This is a genomic window from Pseudomonas sp. Pse79 (genome assembly GCF_024519615.1).
Classification (GTDB): domain Bacteria; phylum Pseudomonadota; class Gammaproteobacteria; order Pseudomonadales; family Pseudomonadaceae; genus Aquipseudomonas; species Aquipseudomonas veronii.
The window spans coordinates 156,516-172,020 of record NZ_JALJRR010000007.1 but is presented as its reverse complement, the minus strand read 5'-3'; the positions used below and the strand labels follow the sequence as shown (position 1 = coordinate 172,020).

Below are 15,505 nucleotides of genomic sequence, written 5' to 3'. Positions count from 1 at the left end.
AGTTGCTTCAAGCCAATTGGCGGCGCAGTTCAGCCAACACCGGCGCCGAATCCGGACGCACGCCGCGCCACAGGAAGAACGCTTCCGCCGCCTGCTCCACCAGCATGCCCAGACCATCCATCGCCACCGCCGCGCCGTGTTCCGTGGCCCAGCGGCAGAATGCGGTCGGTTCCTTGGCATACATCATGTCGTAGCAAAACGTTTTGCCCGGCGCGATCAAGCTGCCTGCAATCGGCGGTACATCGCCTGACAGGCTGGCGGAGGTGGCATTGATGATCACGTCCACCGGCTCACACAGCCAGTCGAAACCACTGGCAGACACCGGGCCCAAATCGTCGAACAACTCGGCGAGCATTTCGGCTTTTTCCACGGTGCGGTTGGCGATGATCAGCGACGCCGGCCGCTCGGCCAGCAACGGCTCCAACGCCCCGCGCACTGCGCCGCCAGCGCCGAGCAAGAGGATGCGTTGCCCTTGCAGGTGCAGCCCGGCATTCACCGTCAGGTCGCGCACCAGGCCGGCGCCGTCGGTGTTATCGCCCAGCAGGCTGCCATCGGCCAGCTTGCTCAGGGTGTTCACCGCCCCGGCGCGCTCGGCGCGTGCGGTGAGGGTGTCGGCCAGGCGGTAGGCGTCTTCCTTGAACGGCACCGTGACGTTGGCGCCACGACCTTGTTGAAAAAACTCACGGGCAAACCCGATGAAATCCTCGAGCGGCGCAAGCAGAGCGCTGTAGTCCAGTTGCTCGCCGGTCTGCTCGGCGAACATGCGGTGGATCAACGGCGACTTGCTGTGGCCGATGGGGTTGCCGAACACCACATAACGGTCCATCAGACCGCCGCCTTGGGCGCAGCCACGCCGAGCCAGTCGCGGTCTTGCAGGAAGTAGTCGGTGAGGCGCGCTTCTTCGCTGCCGGCCTCGGCTTTCCAGTCGTAGCTCCAGCGCACCTGGGGCGGCAGCGACATCAGGATCGACTCGGTACGCCCGCCCGACTGCAGGCCGAACAAGGTGCCACGGTCGTAGACCAGGTTGAATTCAACGTAGCGACCACGGCGGAATTCCTGGAATTCGCGCTGCTGTTCGGTATAGGCCTGGGCCTTGCGGCGCTGCACGATCGGCAGGTAGGCGTCGATGTACGCATCGCCGATGGCACGGATGAAGGCGAAGCAGGTGTCGAAGTCCCACTCGTTCAAGTCATCGAAGAACAGGCCGCCGATGCCGCGCGGTTCGTTGCGATGCTTGATGTAGAAGTAGGTGTCGCACCAGGCCTTGTAGCGCGCATAAACGTCGGCGCCAAACGGCGCACAGGCCTGTTCGGCCACGCGGTGCCAGTGGATGCAGTCTTCTTCGTTGGCGTAATAGGGCGTGAGGTCGAAGCCGCCGCCGAACCACCACACCGGCTCTTCACCTTCTTTTTCAGCGATGAAAAAGCGCACGTTGGCGTGGGAAGTCGGTACATGCGGGTTGTGCGGGTGAATCACCAGCGACACCCCCAGCGCTTCAAACCCACGCCCGGCCAGCTCGGGGCGATGCGCGCTGGCGGACGGCGGCAGGCCGCTGCCAAACACGTGGGAAAAGTTGACACCGCCTTTTTCGATCACCGTACCGTTTTCAATCACACGGGTGCGACCGCCGCCGCCGGCTGGCCGGGTCCAGGCGTCTTCGATAAAGCGAGTGTCCGTCTCGAAGGTTTCCAGGGCGCTGCAAATACGGTCTTGCAGATCAAGCAGATAGGCTTTAACAGCCTCGGTGCGGGTAGTCATGGCATCACCTTGAATCGGGCAAAGCTACGCGAGGCCATTGGGCGTCGGCGGCAAATGGGCGCACAGGATACCACCGCACTCAACTCCGTCGCAGTTGACGAAGATCAAGCTTAGGAGTCCGATAGGGCGCTACCCGAATTCGAACCCAGGAGAAGTGCAGATGGCCAAACGTATCCAGTTCAGCGCCCATGGCGGCCCCGAGGTGCTTGAGTATGTGGATTACACGCCAGCAGAACCTGGCCCACAGCAGGTTCGGGTGCGCAACGCGGCCATCGGCCTGAACTTCATCGACACCTACTATCGCAGCGGCTTGTACGCGCCGCCGGCCTTGCCGTCGGGCCTGGGCGCCGAAGGTGCCGGTGTGGTCGACGCCGTGGGCAGCGAGGTCAGCCAATTCAAGGTCGGCGACCGCGTGGCCTACGGCAGTGGGCCATTGGGTGCCTACAGCGAACTGCACGTGTTGCCCGCAGCCAACCTGGTTCACCTGCCGGACGACATCAGCTTCGAACAAGCCGCCGGCGCGATGCTCAAGGGCCTGACCGTGCAATACCTGCTGCGCCAGACCTATGAGTTGAAGGGCGGCGAAACCATCCTGTTCCACGCCGCAGCCGGTGGCGTGGGCTCCCTGGCCTGCCAGTGGGCCAAGGCCCTGGGCGTGAAGCTGATCGGCACGGTCAGTTCGCCGGAAAAAGCCGCCTTGGCCAAATCCCACGGAGCCTGGGCAACCATCGACTACAGCAAGGAAAACGTCGCACAACGCGTGCTGGAATTGACCGACGGCAAGAAATGCCCGGTGGTGTACGACGGCGTCGGCAAGGACACCTGGCTGACCTCGCTGGACTGCGCAGCGCCCCGGGGGTTGGTGGTGAGTTTCGGTAATGCCTCGGGCGCGGTGGACGGGGTGAACCTGGGGATTCTGGCGGCCAAGGGCTCGCTGTACGTCACCCGGCCGACCCTGGCGACCTACGCCAGCAACCCCAAGAACTTGCAGGCCATGGCCGATGATCTGTTCTCGATGATCCAGAGCGGCAAGGTACGCATCGATATCAACCAGCGCTTCTCGCTGGCGGAAGCGGCCAAGGCGCAGACCGAGCTGTCGGCGCGGCGCACGACCGGGTCGACCATTCTGTTGCCGTAAGGCTTGGGGTTTCTGGCGTGGTTAAGGGCGCCATCGCGGGCAAGCCCGGCTCCTACATTTGACCGTGTTGTCATGACGGACACCGATCGATGTAGGAGCCGGGCTTGCCCGCGATAGCCACGCCGCGGTCTCAGGACGGCCGCACAACCTCACCCGTCACCAGATCGCGAATCAGGCTCGGGTTCTTGCGCCCACCGAGGGCGCCACCCAACACCAGATCGACCTGGCCACGGAAGTACTGCTCGACGCGAATCCGCGTGCGGGCGGCCGGGCGGCCCTGGGGGTTGGCCGAGGTGGAAATCAATGGCCCGACCAATGAGCACAAGTCACGCACCAGCGGATGGTCGCTGACCCGCAGCGCCACGGTGTCATGCTCCCCCGTGACCCATTCCGGCAACAGGTCCTGATGAGGCACCAGCCAGGTGTTCGGCCCCGGCCAGGTACTGGCCATGCGGTCGATCCAATCCTGCGGGAAGTCTTCGAAGAGAAAATCGAACTGGCGGATAGTATCCGCGACCAGGATCAGGCCCTTATCCACCGAGCGGTTCTTGATCGCCAGCAGCCGGTCCACCGCCGCTTCGTTCCACGGGTCACAGCCCAGGCCCCAGACCGCCTCGGTCGGATAGGCAATCACCGCGCCTGCGCGAATTTCTCGTGCGGCTTCCAGCACACGCCACCTGTTGACCATTACTCACTCTCCGGACTAAAGCTCTGCGCAGTTTACCGATCTTCCCTGCAAAACCTAGCAGCGCGCGAGCCAACGCCCGCTTTCGCAGATCACCTGGCCTTCCAGCTCCAACTCAGTGAGGGTCGCCAGCACCTGGGACAACGGCCGCCCGCTGGCAATCGCCAGGGCTTCGCTGGTGTGGGGCGCCGCATGCAGCAGTGCGACCAGTGGATGAGTCGCCGGCAGCGGCACCGGACACGGCAGCGCCTGCCAGCCGCGCAAGCCTTCAAGAATGTGCTCGATGGTTTCCACCAACACCGCGCCGTCGCGGATCAGCTGATGACAACCCTTGGCCGCGGGATGATGGATCGAGCCGGGAATCGCGTACACCTCGCGCCCTTGCTCGGCGGCGAGCCGCGCGGTGATCAGCGAACCGCTGGCGATGCCGGCTTCCACCACCAGCACGCCCAGCGACAGACCACTGATGATGCGGTTGCGCCGGGGGAAATTGCCGGCCTGGGGCGCGGCGTCCAGCGGAAACTCGGAAACCACCGCGCTGCCCTGGGCAATCATCGCGGCCGCGAGGCGTCGGTGGCGCTGTGGATAAAACTTTTCCAGGCCGGTGCCGAGTACGCCGATGGTCTGCCCGCCGACCTCCAGGGCCGCTTGATGCGCCGCGCCGTCAATGCCCAGGGCCAGGCCGCTGGTGATGACAAACCCAGCACTCGCCAGGCTGCGGGAAAAGGCGGCGGCGGTGTCCATGCCGGGGCGCGATGCACGACGGCTGCCGACCATGGCCAACTGGGGTTTTTCCAGGATCGCAGGGTCGCCGGCGACGAATAACAACGGCGGTGCGTCATCGATCTGGGCCAGCAGTGCGGGGTACTCAGGCTGGTCCCACATCAGCAAATGCTGGGCCGGACGCGCCAGCCAGGCCAATGCGACACTCGCGCCCTCGCGGACTTCATGGCTGCGCCGGGCCTCGGCGCTGACGGCGGGCAAGCCGAGCGAACGCCAAGCGCTGGCCGGCGCGCTGAGCGCTTTCGAGGCGCAGCCGAACGCGTCGATCAACCGGCGAAAACGCTTCGGGCCCAGTTCCGGCAGCCTGTGCAAGCGTAGCCGGGCTTCCAGTTCTGCCGGGGAAATTTCACTGCTGTTTATCGGATACATCTGATCATCCTTGACCGGAACAAGCTGTGGATAACTCTGTTGGTAACTTATTTAGCAGCCTATTTATTGCGTTTGACGGGCCGTCTCGAAACGGTCCATCACCGCCAGTGGCCGCGAGGCATTGAGGACCAGGCCGTAACTGAGTTTTTCGTAGGTGCGAAACACCAGCAGCATGCCGCCGTACTCATCGGCCAGCTTCACCGGAGCGCCGCTGAGAGCGTCGCGTACCGTGGCGCCGGTCTTGATCACATTCAGCCGTTGGCCGTCGACCAGGCCGTCGCGGCGGCCTTTATTCAGGGTCACGGCATCCAGCACGCCGATCTGCGTCACGCCCTTGGGCACGTCGATGATGCGCCCTTCGATAAACGGCGCGGCCTGCGGGCCTTCCAGGCTGGCCAGCGCAATTGGCGGTTCGGCACGCAGCAAGCGGTCGCCGGGGCGCACTTCCTGGGTAACCCGTTGTACGGCAAGGGTGGTCAGGTCGCCGGCCATCACCCAGTGCGCGGTGCCGATGTCGTCGGCGTGGATACCCAGTAACTCCTGGGTTTTGGGGTCGGTGTAGACCTTGCCTCGGCGGAAAATCCCATAGCTTGGCTGGGCCGGGTCCAGGACGCCGCGGGCATGCACGCGCTCGCCATTGGCCCCCAGCACGCGCCCGGCCTCTGCCGCGACAACGTAGGGCGCGTTATCGAGATCGAGGGGCGAATCGAGGATGCGATTGTGTAACAAAAATCGCTGGATGGCCTGTTGCGTCGGTTGATCCAGGCGCGGGCCGGGCGATGGAAGCAGGGCCTGGGCGAACGGCGCCCAGAGCAGCAAGACGAGTAGCGATTTCCTCATGGGGTGAATCTCCTTTATTATGTACGTTCGCGTGAAACGCCATAGCCTTCGCGGCTTCCGAGCGCTCCACACCGGCCGTGCGGGTCCATCCCTACGCCGATTTGCCTTTACCTCACATGTGCAGCAATTACGCTTATGGCTATTTTGAACATCCTCGAATTCCCCGACTCGCGCCTGCGCACGATCGCCAAACCGGTGGCCGTAGTGGACGATAAGGTTCGTCAGTTGGTCGATGACATGTTTGAAACAATGTATGAAGCCCCGGGCATCGGCCTCGCCGCGACCCAGGTCAACGTGCATCAGCGTGTCGTGGTGATGGACCTGTCCGAAGATCGCAGCGAGCCACGGGTGTTCATCAACCCCGAGTTCGAAGCGCTGACCGACGAAATGGGCGAATACCAGGAAGGCTGCCTGTCGGTGCCGGAGTTCTACGAGAACGTCGAGCGCCCGGTGCGCGTGAAGATCAGGGCCCTGGACCGCGACGGCAAGCCCTTCGAGCAGGTTGCCGAAGGCCTGCTGGCGGTGTGTATCCAGCACGAATGCGACCACCTCAACGGCAAGCTGTTTGTCGATTACCTGTCCACGCTCAAACGTGACCGGATCAAGAAGAAGCTGGAAAAAAAGCACCGCCAGCAAGCTTGATGCCCTTCTTCCAAAGGCTTGCTGCGGCAAGCCTTTTTCTTTTGTGACTGCTTTTAACCGAGAACGCCCATGACCGAGCCACTGCGCATTGTTTTTGCCGGCACACCCGAATTTGCCGCCGAACACCTCAAGGCCCTGCTCGCCAGCCCTTATGACATCGTCGCGGTGTACACCCAGCCGGATCGCCCGGCCGGTCGTGGGCAAAAACTGATGCCGAGCCCGGTCAAGCAACTGGCGCTGGAGCACCACATTCCCGTGCTGCAACCGCCGACCCTGCGCAACGCCGAGGCCCAGGCCGAGTTGGCCGCGCTGAAACCGGACCTGCTGGTGGTGGTGGCCTACGGCTTGATCCTGCCCCAAGTCGTCCTGGACATCCCGCGCCTGGGTTGCATCAACAGCCATGCCTCGCTGCTGCCACGCTGGCGCGGTGCGGCGCCGATCCAACGCGCCGTGGAAGCGGGCGACAGCGAAAGCGGCGTGACCGTGATGCGTATGGAAGCGGGCCTGGATACCGGCCCGATGCTGTTGAAAGTCAGCACCCCGATCACCGCCGAAGACACCGGCGGCAGCCTGCACGATCGCTTGGCCGAGATGGGCCCGCCGGCCGTGATCCAGGCGATTGCCGGGCTCGCTGCCGGCACCCTCGAAGGCGAGGTGCAGGACGACAGCCTGGCGACCTACGCGCACAAACTGAACAAGGACGAAGCGCGCCTCGACTGGAGCCGCCCGGCCGTGGAACTGGAGCGCCTGGTGCGCGCGTTCAACCCGTGGCCGATCTGCCACAGCACCCTCAACGGCGAAGCCTTGAAGGTGTTGGCTGCCACCCTGGCCGACGGCAAGGGCGCCCCCGGTGAAATCATCGGTGCCAGCAAGGACGGCCTGCTGGTCGCCTGCGGTGAACAGGCGCTGTGTCTGACGCGTCTGCAATTGCCCGGTGGCAAGGCGCTGAGTTTCAGCGATTTGTTCAACAGCCGTCGTGAGAAATTTGCCGTAGGCACGCTTCTCGGGGTGGCCGCCCAATGAACCCGCGTCTGGCCGCCGCCAAGGCCCTGGCCGCCGTGCTCAACGGCAAGGCTTCGCTGAACAGTTCGCTGCCGACCCAGTTGGATAAGGTCGAAGACCGTGATCGCGGTTTCACCCAGGACCTCGCCTTCGGCACCGCGCGCTGGCAGCCACGGCTGTCGGCGCTGGCAGCCAAGCTGCTGCAAAAGCCGTTCAAGGCGGCCGATGCCGATGTAGAAGCGCTGCTGCTGGTAGGCCTCTATCAATTGCTCTACACCCGCGTGCCGGCCCACGCCGCCATCGGTGAAACCGTCGGCTGCGCCGAAAAGCTGAAAAAGCCCTGGGCCAAAGCCCTGCTCAACGCCGTGCTGCGCCGCGCCCAGCGCGAAAGCGAAGCGCTGCTGGCCGAGCTGGAACATGACCCGGTGGTGCGTACCGCTCACCCGCGCTGGCTGCAAAAATCCCTGAAAGCCTTCTGGCCCGAGCAATGGGAAGCCATCTGCGCGGCCAACAATGCACACCCGCCGATGATCCTGCGGGTCAACCGTCGCCATCACCGCCGCGATGCTTATCTGCAATTGCTGACCGATGCGGGCATCGCGGCCGCGCCGTGCGTGTACAGCACCGATGGCATCGTGCTCGAAGCCGCCACCGACGTGCGCAGCCTGCCGGGCTTCGCCGAGGGCTGGATCAGCGTGCAGGACGAAGCCGCGCAACTGGCGGCCGACCTGCTCGACCTGGCCCCAGGCCAGCGGGTGCTGGACGCCTGCTGCGCCCCCGGCGGTAAGACGTGTCACATCCTGGAGGTCGAAAAAGACCTGGCCGGCGTCGTCGCCGTCGACCTGGAAGCCAAGCGTCTGGTGCGCGTGCGGGAAAACCTCGCACGCCTGGGCCTGAGCGCCGAGCTGATCGCCGCCGATGGCCGCGACACCGCCACCTGGTGGGACGGCAAGCCGTTCCAGCGCATCCTGCTCGACGCGCCGTGCTCCGCCACCGGCGTGATCCGTCGCCATCCGGACATCAAGCTGACCCGCCAACCCGACGACATCGCCGCCCTGGCCGTGCTGCAAGGCGAACTGCTCGACGCGTTGTGGCCGACCCTGGAAGTCGGCGGCATCCTGCTCTACGCCACCTGTTCCACCTTGCCCACCGAGAACACCGAGGTCATCGAAGCCTTCCTCGCCCGTACCAGCGGCGCGCGCGAGCTGGACCTCGCCACCGCAGCCGGCATCAAGCAGCCCCACGGGCGCCAATTGCTGGCGCAGGAAGGCGGACACGATGGCTTCTACTACGCCAAACTGATCAAGATCGCCGCCGCACGCGGCTGAACGGTTCAAAGGGAGTGACCGGATGAAAATCATCATCCTCGGGGCAGGGCAGGTCGGTGGCACGCTGGCCGAGCATTTGGCCAGCGAAGCCAACGACATCACCGTGGTCGACACCGATGCCGAGCGCCTGCGCAACCTGGGCGACCGCCTGGACATTCGTACCGTGCAGGGTCGTGCGTCGTTTCCTACGGTGCTGCGTCAGGCGGGTGCCGACGATGCCGATATGCTGGTGGCCGTGACCAACAGCGACGAGACCAATATGGTCGCGTGCCAGGTCGCCCACACGCTGTTCCACACCCCGACCAAGATCGCCCGGGTGCGTGAAGCCGCGTACCTGACCCGCGCCGGCCTGTTCGACAACGACGCGATCCCGGTGGACGTGCTGATCAGCCCGGAGCAGGTGGTCACCCATTACATCAAGCGCCTGATCGAGATTCCCGGCGCGTTGCAGGTGATCGACTTCGCCGACGGCAAAGCGCAACTGGTCGCCGTGAAGGCCTATTACGGCGGGCCGTTGGTCGGCCAGCAACTGCGCCAACTGCGCGAACACATGCCGAATGTGGAAACCCGCGTCGCGGCGATTTTCCGGCGTGACCGGCCGATCCTGCCCCAGGGCGACACGGTGATCGAGGCCGACGACGAAGTCTTCTTCATCGCCGCCAAAGCGAATATTCGTGCCGTGATGAGCGAAATGCGCCGTCTCGATGAGACGTATAAACGCATCGTCATCGCCGGTGGCGGGCAGATCGGCGAACGCTTGGCCGAGGCCATCGAAAGCCGCTACCAAGTGAAGATCATCGAGATGAGCCCGGCGCGCTGCCGGCATTTGTCCGACACCCTCGACAGCACCGTAGTCCTGCAAGGCAGCGCCTCGGACCGCGACCTGTTGATGGAAGAAAACATCGCCGACGCCGATATCTTCCTGGCCCTGACCAACGATGACGAAGCCAACATCATGTCATCGCTGCTGGCCAAGCGGCTGGGGGCGAAGAAGGTGATGACCATCATCAATAACCCAGCGTATGTCGACCTGATCCAGGGCGGCGATATCGACATCGCCATCAGCCCGCAGTTGGCGACTATCGGCACCTTGCTCACCCACGTGCGCCGTGGCGATATCGTCAGCGTCCACTCCCTGCGCCGCGGCGCGGCGGAAGCCATCGAGGCGATCGCCCATGGCGACTCGAAGTCGAGCAAGGTGATCGGCAAGGCCATCCGCGACATCGGCTTGCCGCCGGGTACCACCATCGGTGCGATCATTCGCGATGAAGAAGTGATCATTGCCCACGACGACACGGTAATTGCCACCGGTGACCATGTGATCCTGTTCCTGGTGGATAAAAAACATATCCGCGATGTGGAGAAGCTGTTCCACGTGGGGTTGAGCTTTTTCTGATCAAACGGAGTACACCGACATGCTCGAATCCCTGGAGAAAATGCTGGCCAAGGGTGTGGATAACGCCCTGCTGCGCTTTGGGCTGGGCAAGGGTTATCTGGACCTGAAGGACAACGCCAAGGCCGCCGAGCATCTGCACAAGTGTGTCGAGTTTGATCCGAAGTATTCGGCGGCGTGGAAGTTGTTGGGGAAGGCGCACGCCGGATTGGGTGACCGTCCCGCTGCGCGACAGGCCTGGGAGAAGGGCATTGAAGCGGCCCAGGCCCATGGCGACAAGCAGGCCGAAAAAGAGATGACTGTGTTCCTGAAAAAACTCGACCGCAAGGCCTAAGCGGAACTCAAATGTGGGAGGGGGCTTGCCCCCGATAGCGGTGGTTCAGTCAAATATGCATTGGCTGACACACTGCTATCGGGGGCAAGCCCCCTCCCACATTGTTTTGGGTTGCCCTTGAGTCAGTACCACCGCGCCTCACCCGGCGGGCGTTTCTTGAAGCGCTTCATGCTCCACATGTACTGGCTCGGGTAGGCGCCGACATAACGCTCCACCACCTTGCTCATCGCCGCGCAGGAGGTGGCGGTGTCGGTGCTGTACATGTCTTCCGGCGCTGCTTCCAGGATCACTTTGTAGCCTGAACCGTCCGGCAGGCGCAGGGCATGCAGGAATACACCGACCGCCTTGTGGCCCGCGAGCATGTTCGGCACGAACTTGCTGGTCAGCGCCTGGGTGGCGAAGAACGGCACGAAGATCCCCGCCGATTCAGCCGGCTCCGGGTCGGCCGGAATGCCCACCTGGCCGCCCTTGCGCACTTCCTTGATGACACTGAGGATCCCTTCCTTGGTGGACGCCGCCACGCGGTTGCCCAGTTGCACGCGTTGCTTGCGCAGCAGGTCATCCACCGCCTTGAGCTTCGGCGGGCGGTAGAAAATGATCGGTTTGCACTGGCTGCAATAGAAGTGGTTCAACACCTCCCAGTTGCCCAGGTGGCTGGTGATACCGACCACGCCTTTGCCCGAGGCCAGGGCTTCGTGGAGGACTTCCAGGCCTTCGACTTCGCGCACCAGGTCGATGGAGCGCTGAGCCGGCCAGATCCAGGCGCAGGCGCTTTCGGTCAGGGACTTGCCGATGTCCATCAGGCTGCGGCCCACCAGGCGCTCGCGCTCGGCCGGGTCCATGTCCGGGAAGCACTTTGAGAGGTTGATCCGCACCGTGTCGCGGGAGCGGTTGGGGGTTTTCCACATGATCCAGCCAATCGCCGAACCTACGGCTTGCACGGCGCGCCAGGGCAGCAGGGCAAACAACCGGAGAGCGCCTACCAGCAAGGCGCCTTTAAACTTTTCCACAGGTCACTCCTGATCGTGTGTGGTGCGCAAAGCACGCATTCTAACCGGCGTTGGCCAAGTCCGCGTAACGGTCGCAGTCCTGGGTGTGGTCCATGACCATGCCCGAGGCCTGCATGAACGCGTAGCAAATGGTCGGCCCGACGAAGGTGAAACCGGCTTTTTTCAGCGCGCGGCTCATGGCCTCGGCTTCGGCGGTAATCGCCGGGACTTCGCTGCGGTCCTTGAAGTGATTGACCTTGGGCACGCCGCCGACAAACGACCACAGCAGCCCCACCGGGTCCTCCAAGGCCAACCAGGCCGCGGCGTTGCGGCGGGTGGCGTTGAGCTTCAGACGATTGCGCACGATGCCCGGGTCGAGCATCAACGCTTCGATCTCGGCATCGCTCAGCCGCGCCAGGCGCTGTGCATCAAAACCGAACAAGACCTTTCGATAATGCTCGCGTTTGCGTAAAACGGTGATCCAGGACAGGCCCGCCTGGAACCCTTCGAGCAAAAGTAACTCGAACAAACCCTGTGCATCGCGCAGCGGCGTTCCCCACTCCTGATCGTGATAAGCCATGTACAGCGGATCTTCAGAACACCAAAAGCAGCGTGGCATAAGGCTCCAGGGGATGGTGGCGCGGCCGAATCGGGTATACTCCCGCTCTTTAAATCGCAGCCCAAGTAACAGGTGAATTTCGTGAGCCAGCCTACGCCAGCCGTGCGTACCTTCCAAGACTTGATCCTCGCCCTCCAGCAGTACTGGGCCGAGCAAGGTTGTGTGGTACTTCAGCCCTACGATATGGAAGTAGGCGCCGGCACTTTCCACACCGCTACATTCCTGCGGGCCATCGGCCCGGAAACCTGGAACGCCGCTTATGTGCAGCCCAGTCGGCGCCCGACTGACGGCCGCTACGGCGAAAACCCGAACCGTCTGCAGCATTACTACCAGTTCCAGGTGGTATTGAAGCCGAACCCGGACAACTTCCAGGAGCTGTACCTCGGCTCGCTGAAACATGTCGGCCTCGACCCGTTGGTCCACGACATCCGTTTCGTCGAAGACAACTGGGAATCGCCGACCCTGGGCGCCTGGGGCCTGGGCTGGGAAGTCTGGCTGAACGGCATGGAAGTCACGCAGTTCACCTACTTCCAGCAAGCGGGCGGCATCGAGTGCTACCCGGTGACCGGCGAGATCACCTACGGTCTCGAGCGCCTGGCCATGTACCTGCAAGGCGTGGATTCGGTCTACGACCTGGTGTGGGCAGACGGCCCGTTCGGCAAAGTGACCTACGGCGATGTGTTCCACCAGAACGAAGTGGAGCAGTCGACTTATAACTTCGAACACGCCAACGTCGAGAAGCTGTTCGAACTGTTCGACTTCTATGAAAGCGAAGCCAAGCGCCTGATCGAACTGGACCAGCCGCTGCCGTTGCCGAGCTATGAAATGGTGTTGAAGGCGTCCCATACCTTCAACCTGCTGGACGCCCGCCGCGCCATCTCGGTGACCGCGCGCCAGCAATATATTCTGCGTGTTCGCACCCTGGCGCGTTCCGTCGCCCAAGCCTACCTGCTGGCTCGCGCCAAGCTGGGCTTCCCGATGGCAACCCCGGACCTGCGTGATGAAGTGTTGGCTAAGCTGGAGGCTGCACAATGAGTGCTCAAGATTTTCTGGTTGAACTGGGCACCGAAGAGCTGCCACCCAAGGCACTGAACACCCTGGCCGATGCGTTCCTGGCCGGTATCGAAAAAGGCCTGCAAAGCGCCGGCCTGAAGTTCGAGGCGAAAAAAGTCTACGCCGCGCCGCGTCGCCTGGCGGTGTTGCTGACCGCGCTGGAAACCCAGCAGCCGGATCGCAGCATCAACCTCGACGGCCCGCCACGCCAGGCCGCCTTCGACGCCGAAGGCAACCCGACCCAAGCAGCGCTGGGCTTTGCCAAGAAGTGTGGCGTCGAGCTGAGCGAGATCGACCAGAGCGGCCCGAAACTGCGTTTCAGCCAGGTCATCAAAGGCAAGCCGACCGCCAGCCTGTTGCCGACCATCGTCGAAGACTCCCTGAACGACCTGCCGATCCCCAAGCGCATGCGCTGGGGTGCGCGCAAGGAAGAGTTCGTGCGTCCGACCCAGTGGCTGGTGATGCTGCTCGGTGACCAGGTCATCGATTGCACCATCCTTGCCCAGAAAGCCGGCCGCGATTCCCGTGGTCACCGCTTCCACCACCCGCAAAGCGTGCGTATCACCGCGCCGGCCAACTACCTCAACGACCTGCGCGCCGCCTATGTGCTGGCCGACGCCAACGAGCGTCGCGAGCTGATCAGCAAGCGCACCGAAGAGCTGGCCCGCCTGCAGGAAGGCACCGCCATCGTGCCGCCAAGCCTGTTGGACGAAGTGACCGCCCTGGTTGAATGGCCGGTGCCGCTGGTGTGCTCGTTCGAAGAACGCTTCCTCGATGTGCCGCAAGAAGCGCTGATCACCACGATGCAGGACAACCAGAAGTACTTCTGCCTGCTGGACGTGGACGGTAAGTTGCTGCCGCGCTTCATCACCGTGGCCAACATCGAAAGCAAGGACCCGCAGCAGATCATCGCCGGTAACGAAAAAGTCGTGCGCCCGCGCTTGACCGACGCCGAGTTCTTCTTCAAGCAAGACAAGAAGCAGAAGCTCGAAGACTTCAACCTGCGCCTGCAAAACGTGGTGTTCCAGGAAAAACTCGGCAGCGTCTACGACAAGGCTGTGCGCGTTTCCAAACTGGCCGCCTACATTGCCCCGCGCATTGGCGGTGACGCTGCCTGGGCTGCGCGCGCAGGCCTGCTGTCCAAGTGCGACCTGGCCACCGAGATGGTCGGCGAGTTCCCGGAAATGCAAGGCGTTGCCGGTTACTACTACGCCCTCAACGACGGCGAGCCGGACGATGTCGCCCTGGCCCTGAACGAGCAGTACATGCCGCGCGGTGCTGGCGCCGAATTGCCGACCACCCTGACCGGTGCGGCCGTGGCCATTGCCGACAAGCTGGATACCCTCGTCGGGATCTTCGGCATCGGCATGCTGCCCACCGGCAGTAAAGACCCGTATGCCCTGCGCCGTGCGGCCCTGGGCGTACTGCGGATCCTGATCGACAAGAAGCTCGACCTCGACCTGACCCAGGCCGTGGTGTTCGCGGTCGGCCAGTTCGGCGGCAAGGTCAAGCAAACCGGCCTGGCCGAGCAAGTGCTGGAGTTCGTGTTCGACCGCCTGCGTGCGCGTTACGAAGACGAAGGCGTGGACGTTTCGGTGTACCTGTCGGTACGTGCGCTGCAACCGGGTTCGGCGCTGGACTTCGACCAACGCGTGCAAGCCGTGCAGGCCTTCCGCAAACTGCCGGAAGCCGACGCCCTGGCCGCCGTGAACAAGCGCGTGTCGAACCTGTTGAGCAAGGCCGACAACCTCGGCAATGCCGATGTCGACCCAGGCCTGTTCGCCGATGCCAAGGAGTTCTCGCTGAACTCGGCCATCGCCAAGGCGGAAAATGCGGTGAAACCGCTGATCGCCGAACGCAACTACGCCGAAGCACTGGCGCGCCTGGCCACCTTGCGCGAGCCGGTGGATGCGTTCTTCGAAGCGGTGATGATCAATGCCGAAGATGCCGGCGTGCGGAAAAACCGCTACGCCATGCTGGCGCGTCTGCGCGGTCTGTTCATCAACATCGCTGACATTTCCGTATTGGGCTGATCATGTTGAAACTGCTGATTCTCGATCGGGACGGGGTGATCAATTACGACTCCGACGCTTACATCAAGTCGGTGGAGGAATGGATCCCACTGCCCGGCGCGATCGAGGCCATCGCGCAGTTGAGCAAGGCCGGCTGGACGGTGGCCGTCGCCACCAACCAGTCCGGCATCGCCCGCGGCTACTACGACATCGCTACCCTGGACGCCATGCACGCGCGCTTGCGCACGTTGGTGGCGGAGCAGGGCGGTGAGGTGGGGCTGGTGGTGTACTGCCCCCACGGGCCGGATGAGGGCTGCGATTGCCGCAAACCCAAGCCTGGCATGTTGAAAACTATTTCAGAACATTACAACGTGCCCCTGGCTGGGCTATGGTTCGTCGGGGACAGCCTCGGTGACCTGGAGGCGGCCAAAGCCGTCGACTCTCAGCCAGTTTTGGTAAAGACCGGGAAAGGCGAAAAGACCCAGGCGAAAAACCTGCCGGTAGGCACCTTGATTTTTGACGATCTGGCGGCGGTTGCCGCAGAACTTATCAACAACTAG

16 protein-coding genes are annotated in these 15,505 nt (G+C 63.4%); 9 read left to right on the top strand and 7 right to left on the bottom strand.

Features of this window, described 5'->3' with window-relative positions; genetic code table 11:
* Window positions 1-7: 7 nt before the first annotated feature.
* Both aroE and hemF read right to left on the bottom strand, forming a co-directional pair.
* Window positions 8-826: a shikimate dehydrogenase gene (gene aroE, locus NR164_RS11640; RefSeq protein WP_017848973.1), complete on the bottom strand. Its 819-nt coding sequence runs from the start codon at window positions 824-826 to the stop codon at window positions 8-10.
* The gene (gene hemF, locus NR164_RS11635) at window positions 826-1,758 is read right to left on the bottom strand and encodes an oxygen-dependent coproporphyrinogen oxidase (RefSeq protein ID WP_017848972.1); all 933 of its coding nucleotides are present in this window, start codon (window positions 1,756-1,758) and stop codon (window positions 826-828) included. The genes aroE and hemF overlap by 1 nt, the downstream gene beginning before the upstream one ends.
* 160 nt (window positions 1,759-1,918) lie before the next feature.
* Between hemF and NR164_RS11630 the strand changes: the two genes are divergently transcribed.
* Window positions 1,919-2,896 carry an NADPH:quinone reductase gene (locus NR164_RS11630; RefSeq protein ID WP_256822772.1) on the top strand — a complete coding sequence of 326 codons (978 nt, stop codon included), beginning with the start codon at window positions 1,919-1,921 and terminating at the stop codon, window positions 2,894-2,896.
* Window positions 2,897-3,026: 130 nt separating this feature from the next.
* On the opposite strand, the gene NR164_RS11625 is transcribed toward NR164_RS11630, so the two are convergent.
* From NR164_RS11625 to NR164_RS11615, 3 genes are all read right to left on the bottom strand, one after another.
* Window positions 3,027-3,584: an L-threonylcarbamoyladenylate synthase gene (locus NR164_RS11625; protein WP_017848970.1), complete on the bottom strand. Its 558-nt coding sequence runs from the start codon at window positions 3,582-3,584 to the stop codon at window positions 3,027-3,029.
* Window positions 3,585-3,638: 54 nt separating this feature from the next.
* Window positions 3,639-4,733: a DNA-processing protein DprA gene (gene dprA / locus NR164_RS11620; RefSeq protein ID WP_169884422.1), complete on the bottom strand. Its 1,095-nt coding sequence runs from the start codon at window positions 4,731-4,733 to the stop codon at window positions 3,639-3,641.
* 63 nt (window positions 4,734-4,796) lie between these two features.
* Window positions 4,797-5,573 (bottom strand): peptidoglycan-binding protein, encoded by a 777-nt coding sequence (locus NR164_RS11615; RefSeq protein WP_256822771.1) that lies wholly within the window; start codon window positions 5,571-5,573, stop codon window positions 4,797-4,799.
* Window positions 5,574-5,708: 135 nt separating this feature from the next.
* On the opposite strand from NR164_RS11615, the gene def reads away from it, so the two are divergent.
* From def to NR164_RS11590, 5 genes are all read left to right on the top strand, one after another.
* Window positions 5,709-6,215 (top strand): peptide deformylase, encoded by a 507-nt coding sequence (gene def, locus NR164_RS11610; RefSeq protein ID WP_017848967.1) that lies wholly within the window; start codon window positions 5,709-5,711, stop codon window positions 6,213-6,215.
* Between the two features lie 69 nt (window positions 6,216-6,284).
* Window positions 6,285-7,238: a methionyl-tRNA formyltransferase gene (gene fmt / locus NR164_RS11605; RefSeq protein ID WP_232591059.1), complete on the top strand. Its 954-nt coding sequence runs from the start codon at window positions 6,285-6,287 to the stop codon at window positions 7,236-7,238.
* Entirely contained in the window at window positions 7,235-8,545 is a 1,311-nt protein-coding gene (rsmB, locus tag NR164_RS11600) for a 16S rRNA (cytosine(967)-C(5))-methyltransferase RsmB (RefSeq protein ID WP_017848965.1), read from the top strand. Before fmt ends, rsmB begins: the two co-directional genes overlap by 4 nt.
* A 22-nt stretch (window positions 8,546-8,567) precedes the next feature.
* Window positions 8,568-9,941, top strand: coding sequence for a Trk system potassium transporter TrkA (trkA, locus tag NR164_RS11595; RefSeq protein WP_017848964.1), 1,374 nt, complete (start codon window positions 8,568-8,570; stop codon window positions 9,939-9,941).
* Between the two features lie 19 nt (window positions 9,942-9,960).
* The gene (locus NR164_RS11590) at window positions 9,961-10,272 is read left to right on the top strand and encodes a tetratricopeptide repeat protein (RefSeq protein WP_256822770.1); all 312 of its coding nucleotides are present in this window, start codon (window positions 9,961-9,963) and stop codon (window positions 10,270-10,272) included.
* 122 nt (window positions 10,273-10,394) lie between these two features.
* Here NR164_RS11590 and NR164_RS11585 read toward each other — a convergent pair whose 3' ends face one another.
* Together NR164_RS11585 and NR164_RS11580 are read right to left on the bottom strand one after the other, a co-directional pair.
* Entirely contained in the window at window positions 10,395-11,282 is an 888-nt protein-coding gene (locus tag NR164_RS11585; RefSeq protein ID WP_017848962.1) for a lysophospholipid acyltransferase, read from the bottom strand.
* Between the two features lie 40 nt (window positions 11,283-11,322).
* The gene (locus NR164_RS11580; RefSeq protein WP_017848961.1) at window positions 11,323-11,880 is read right to left on the bottom strand and encodes a DNA-3-methyladenine glycosylase I; all 558 of its coding nucleotides are present in this window, start codon (window positions 11,878-11,880) and stop codon (window positions 11,323-11,325) included.
* 81 nt (window positions 11,881-11,961) lie between these two features.
* Here NR164_RS11580 and glyQ point away from each other — a divergent pair, with 81 nt between their 5' ends.
* Genes glyQ through gmhB form a run of 3 tightly spaced genes read left to right on the top strand, consistent with a single transcriptional unit; the run spans window position 11,962 to window position 15,505 of the window.
* A complete protein-coding gene (glyQ, locus tag NR164_RS11575) occupies window positions 11,962-12,915 on the top strand; it encodes a glycine--tRNA ligase subunit alpha (RefSeq protein ID WP_003213601.1) in 954 nt (317 codons plus the stop codon).
* Entirely contained in the window at window positions 12,912-14,966 is a 2,055-nt protein-coding gene (glyS, locus tag NR164_RS11570) for a glycine--tRNA ligase subunit beta (RefSeq protein ID WP_017848960.1), read from the top strand. Before glyQ ends, glyS begins: the two co-directional genes overlap by 4 nt.
* Window positions 14,966-15,505: a D-glycero-beta-D-manno-heptose 1,7-bisphosphate 7-phosphatase gene (gene gmhB, locus NR164_RS11565; RefSeq protein WP_169850580.1), complete on the top strand. Its 540-nt coding sequence runs from the start codon at window positions 14,966-14,968 to the stop codon at window positions 15,503-15,505. Before glyS ends, gmhB begins: the two co-directional genes overlap by 1 nt.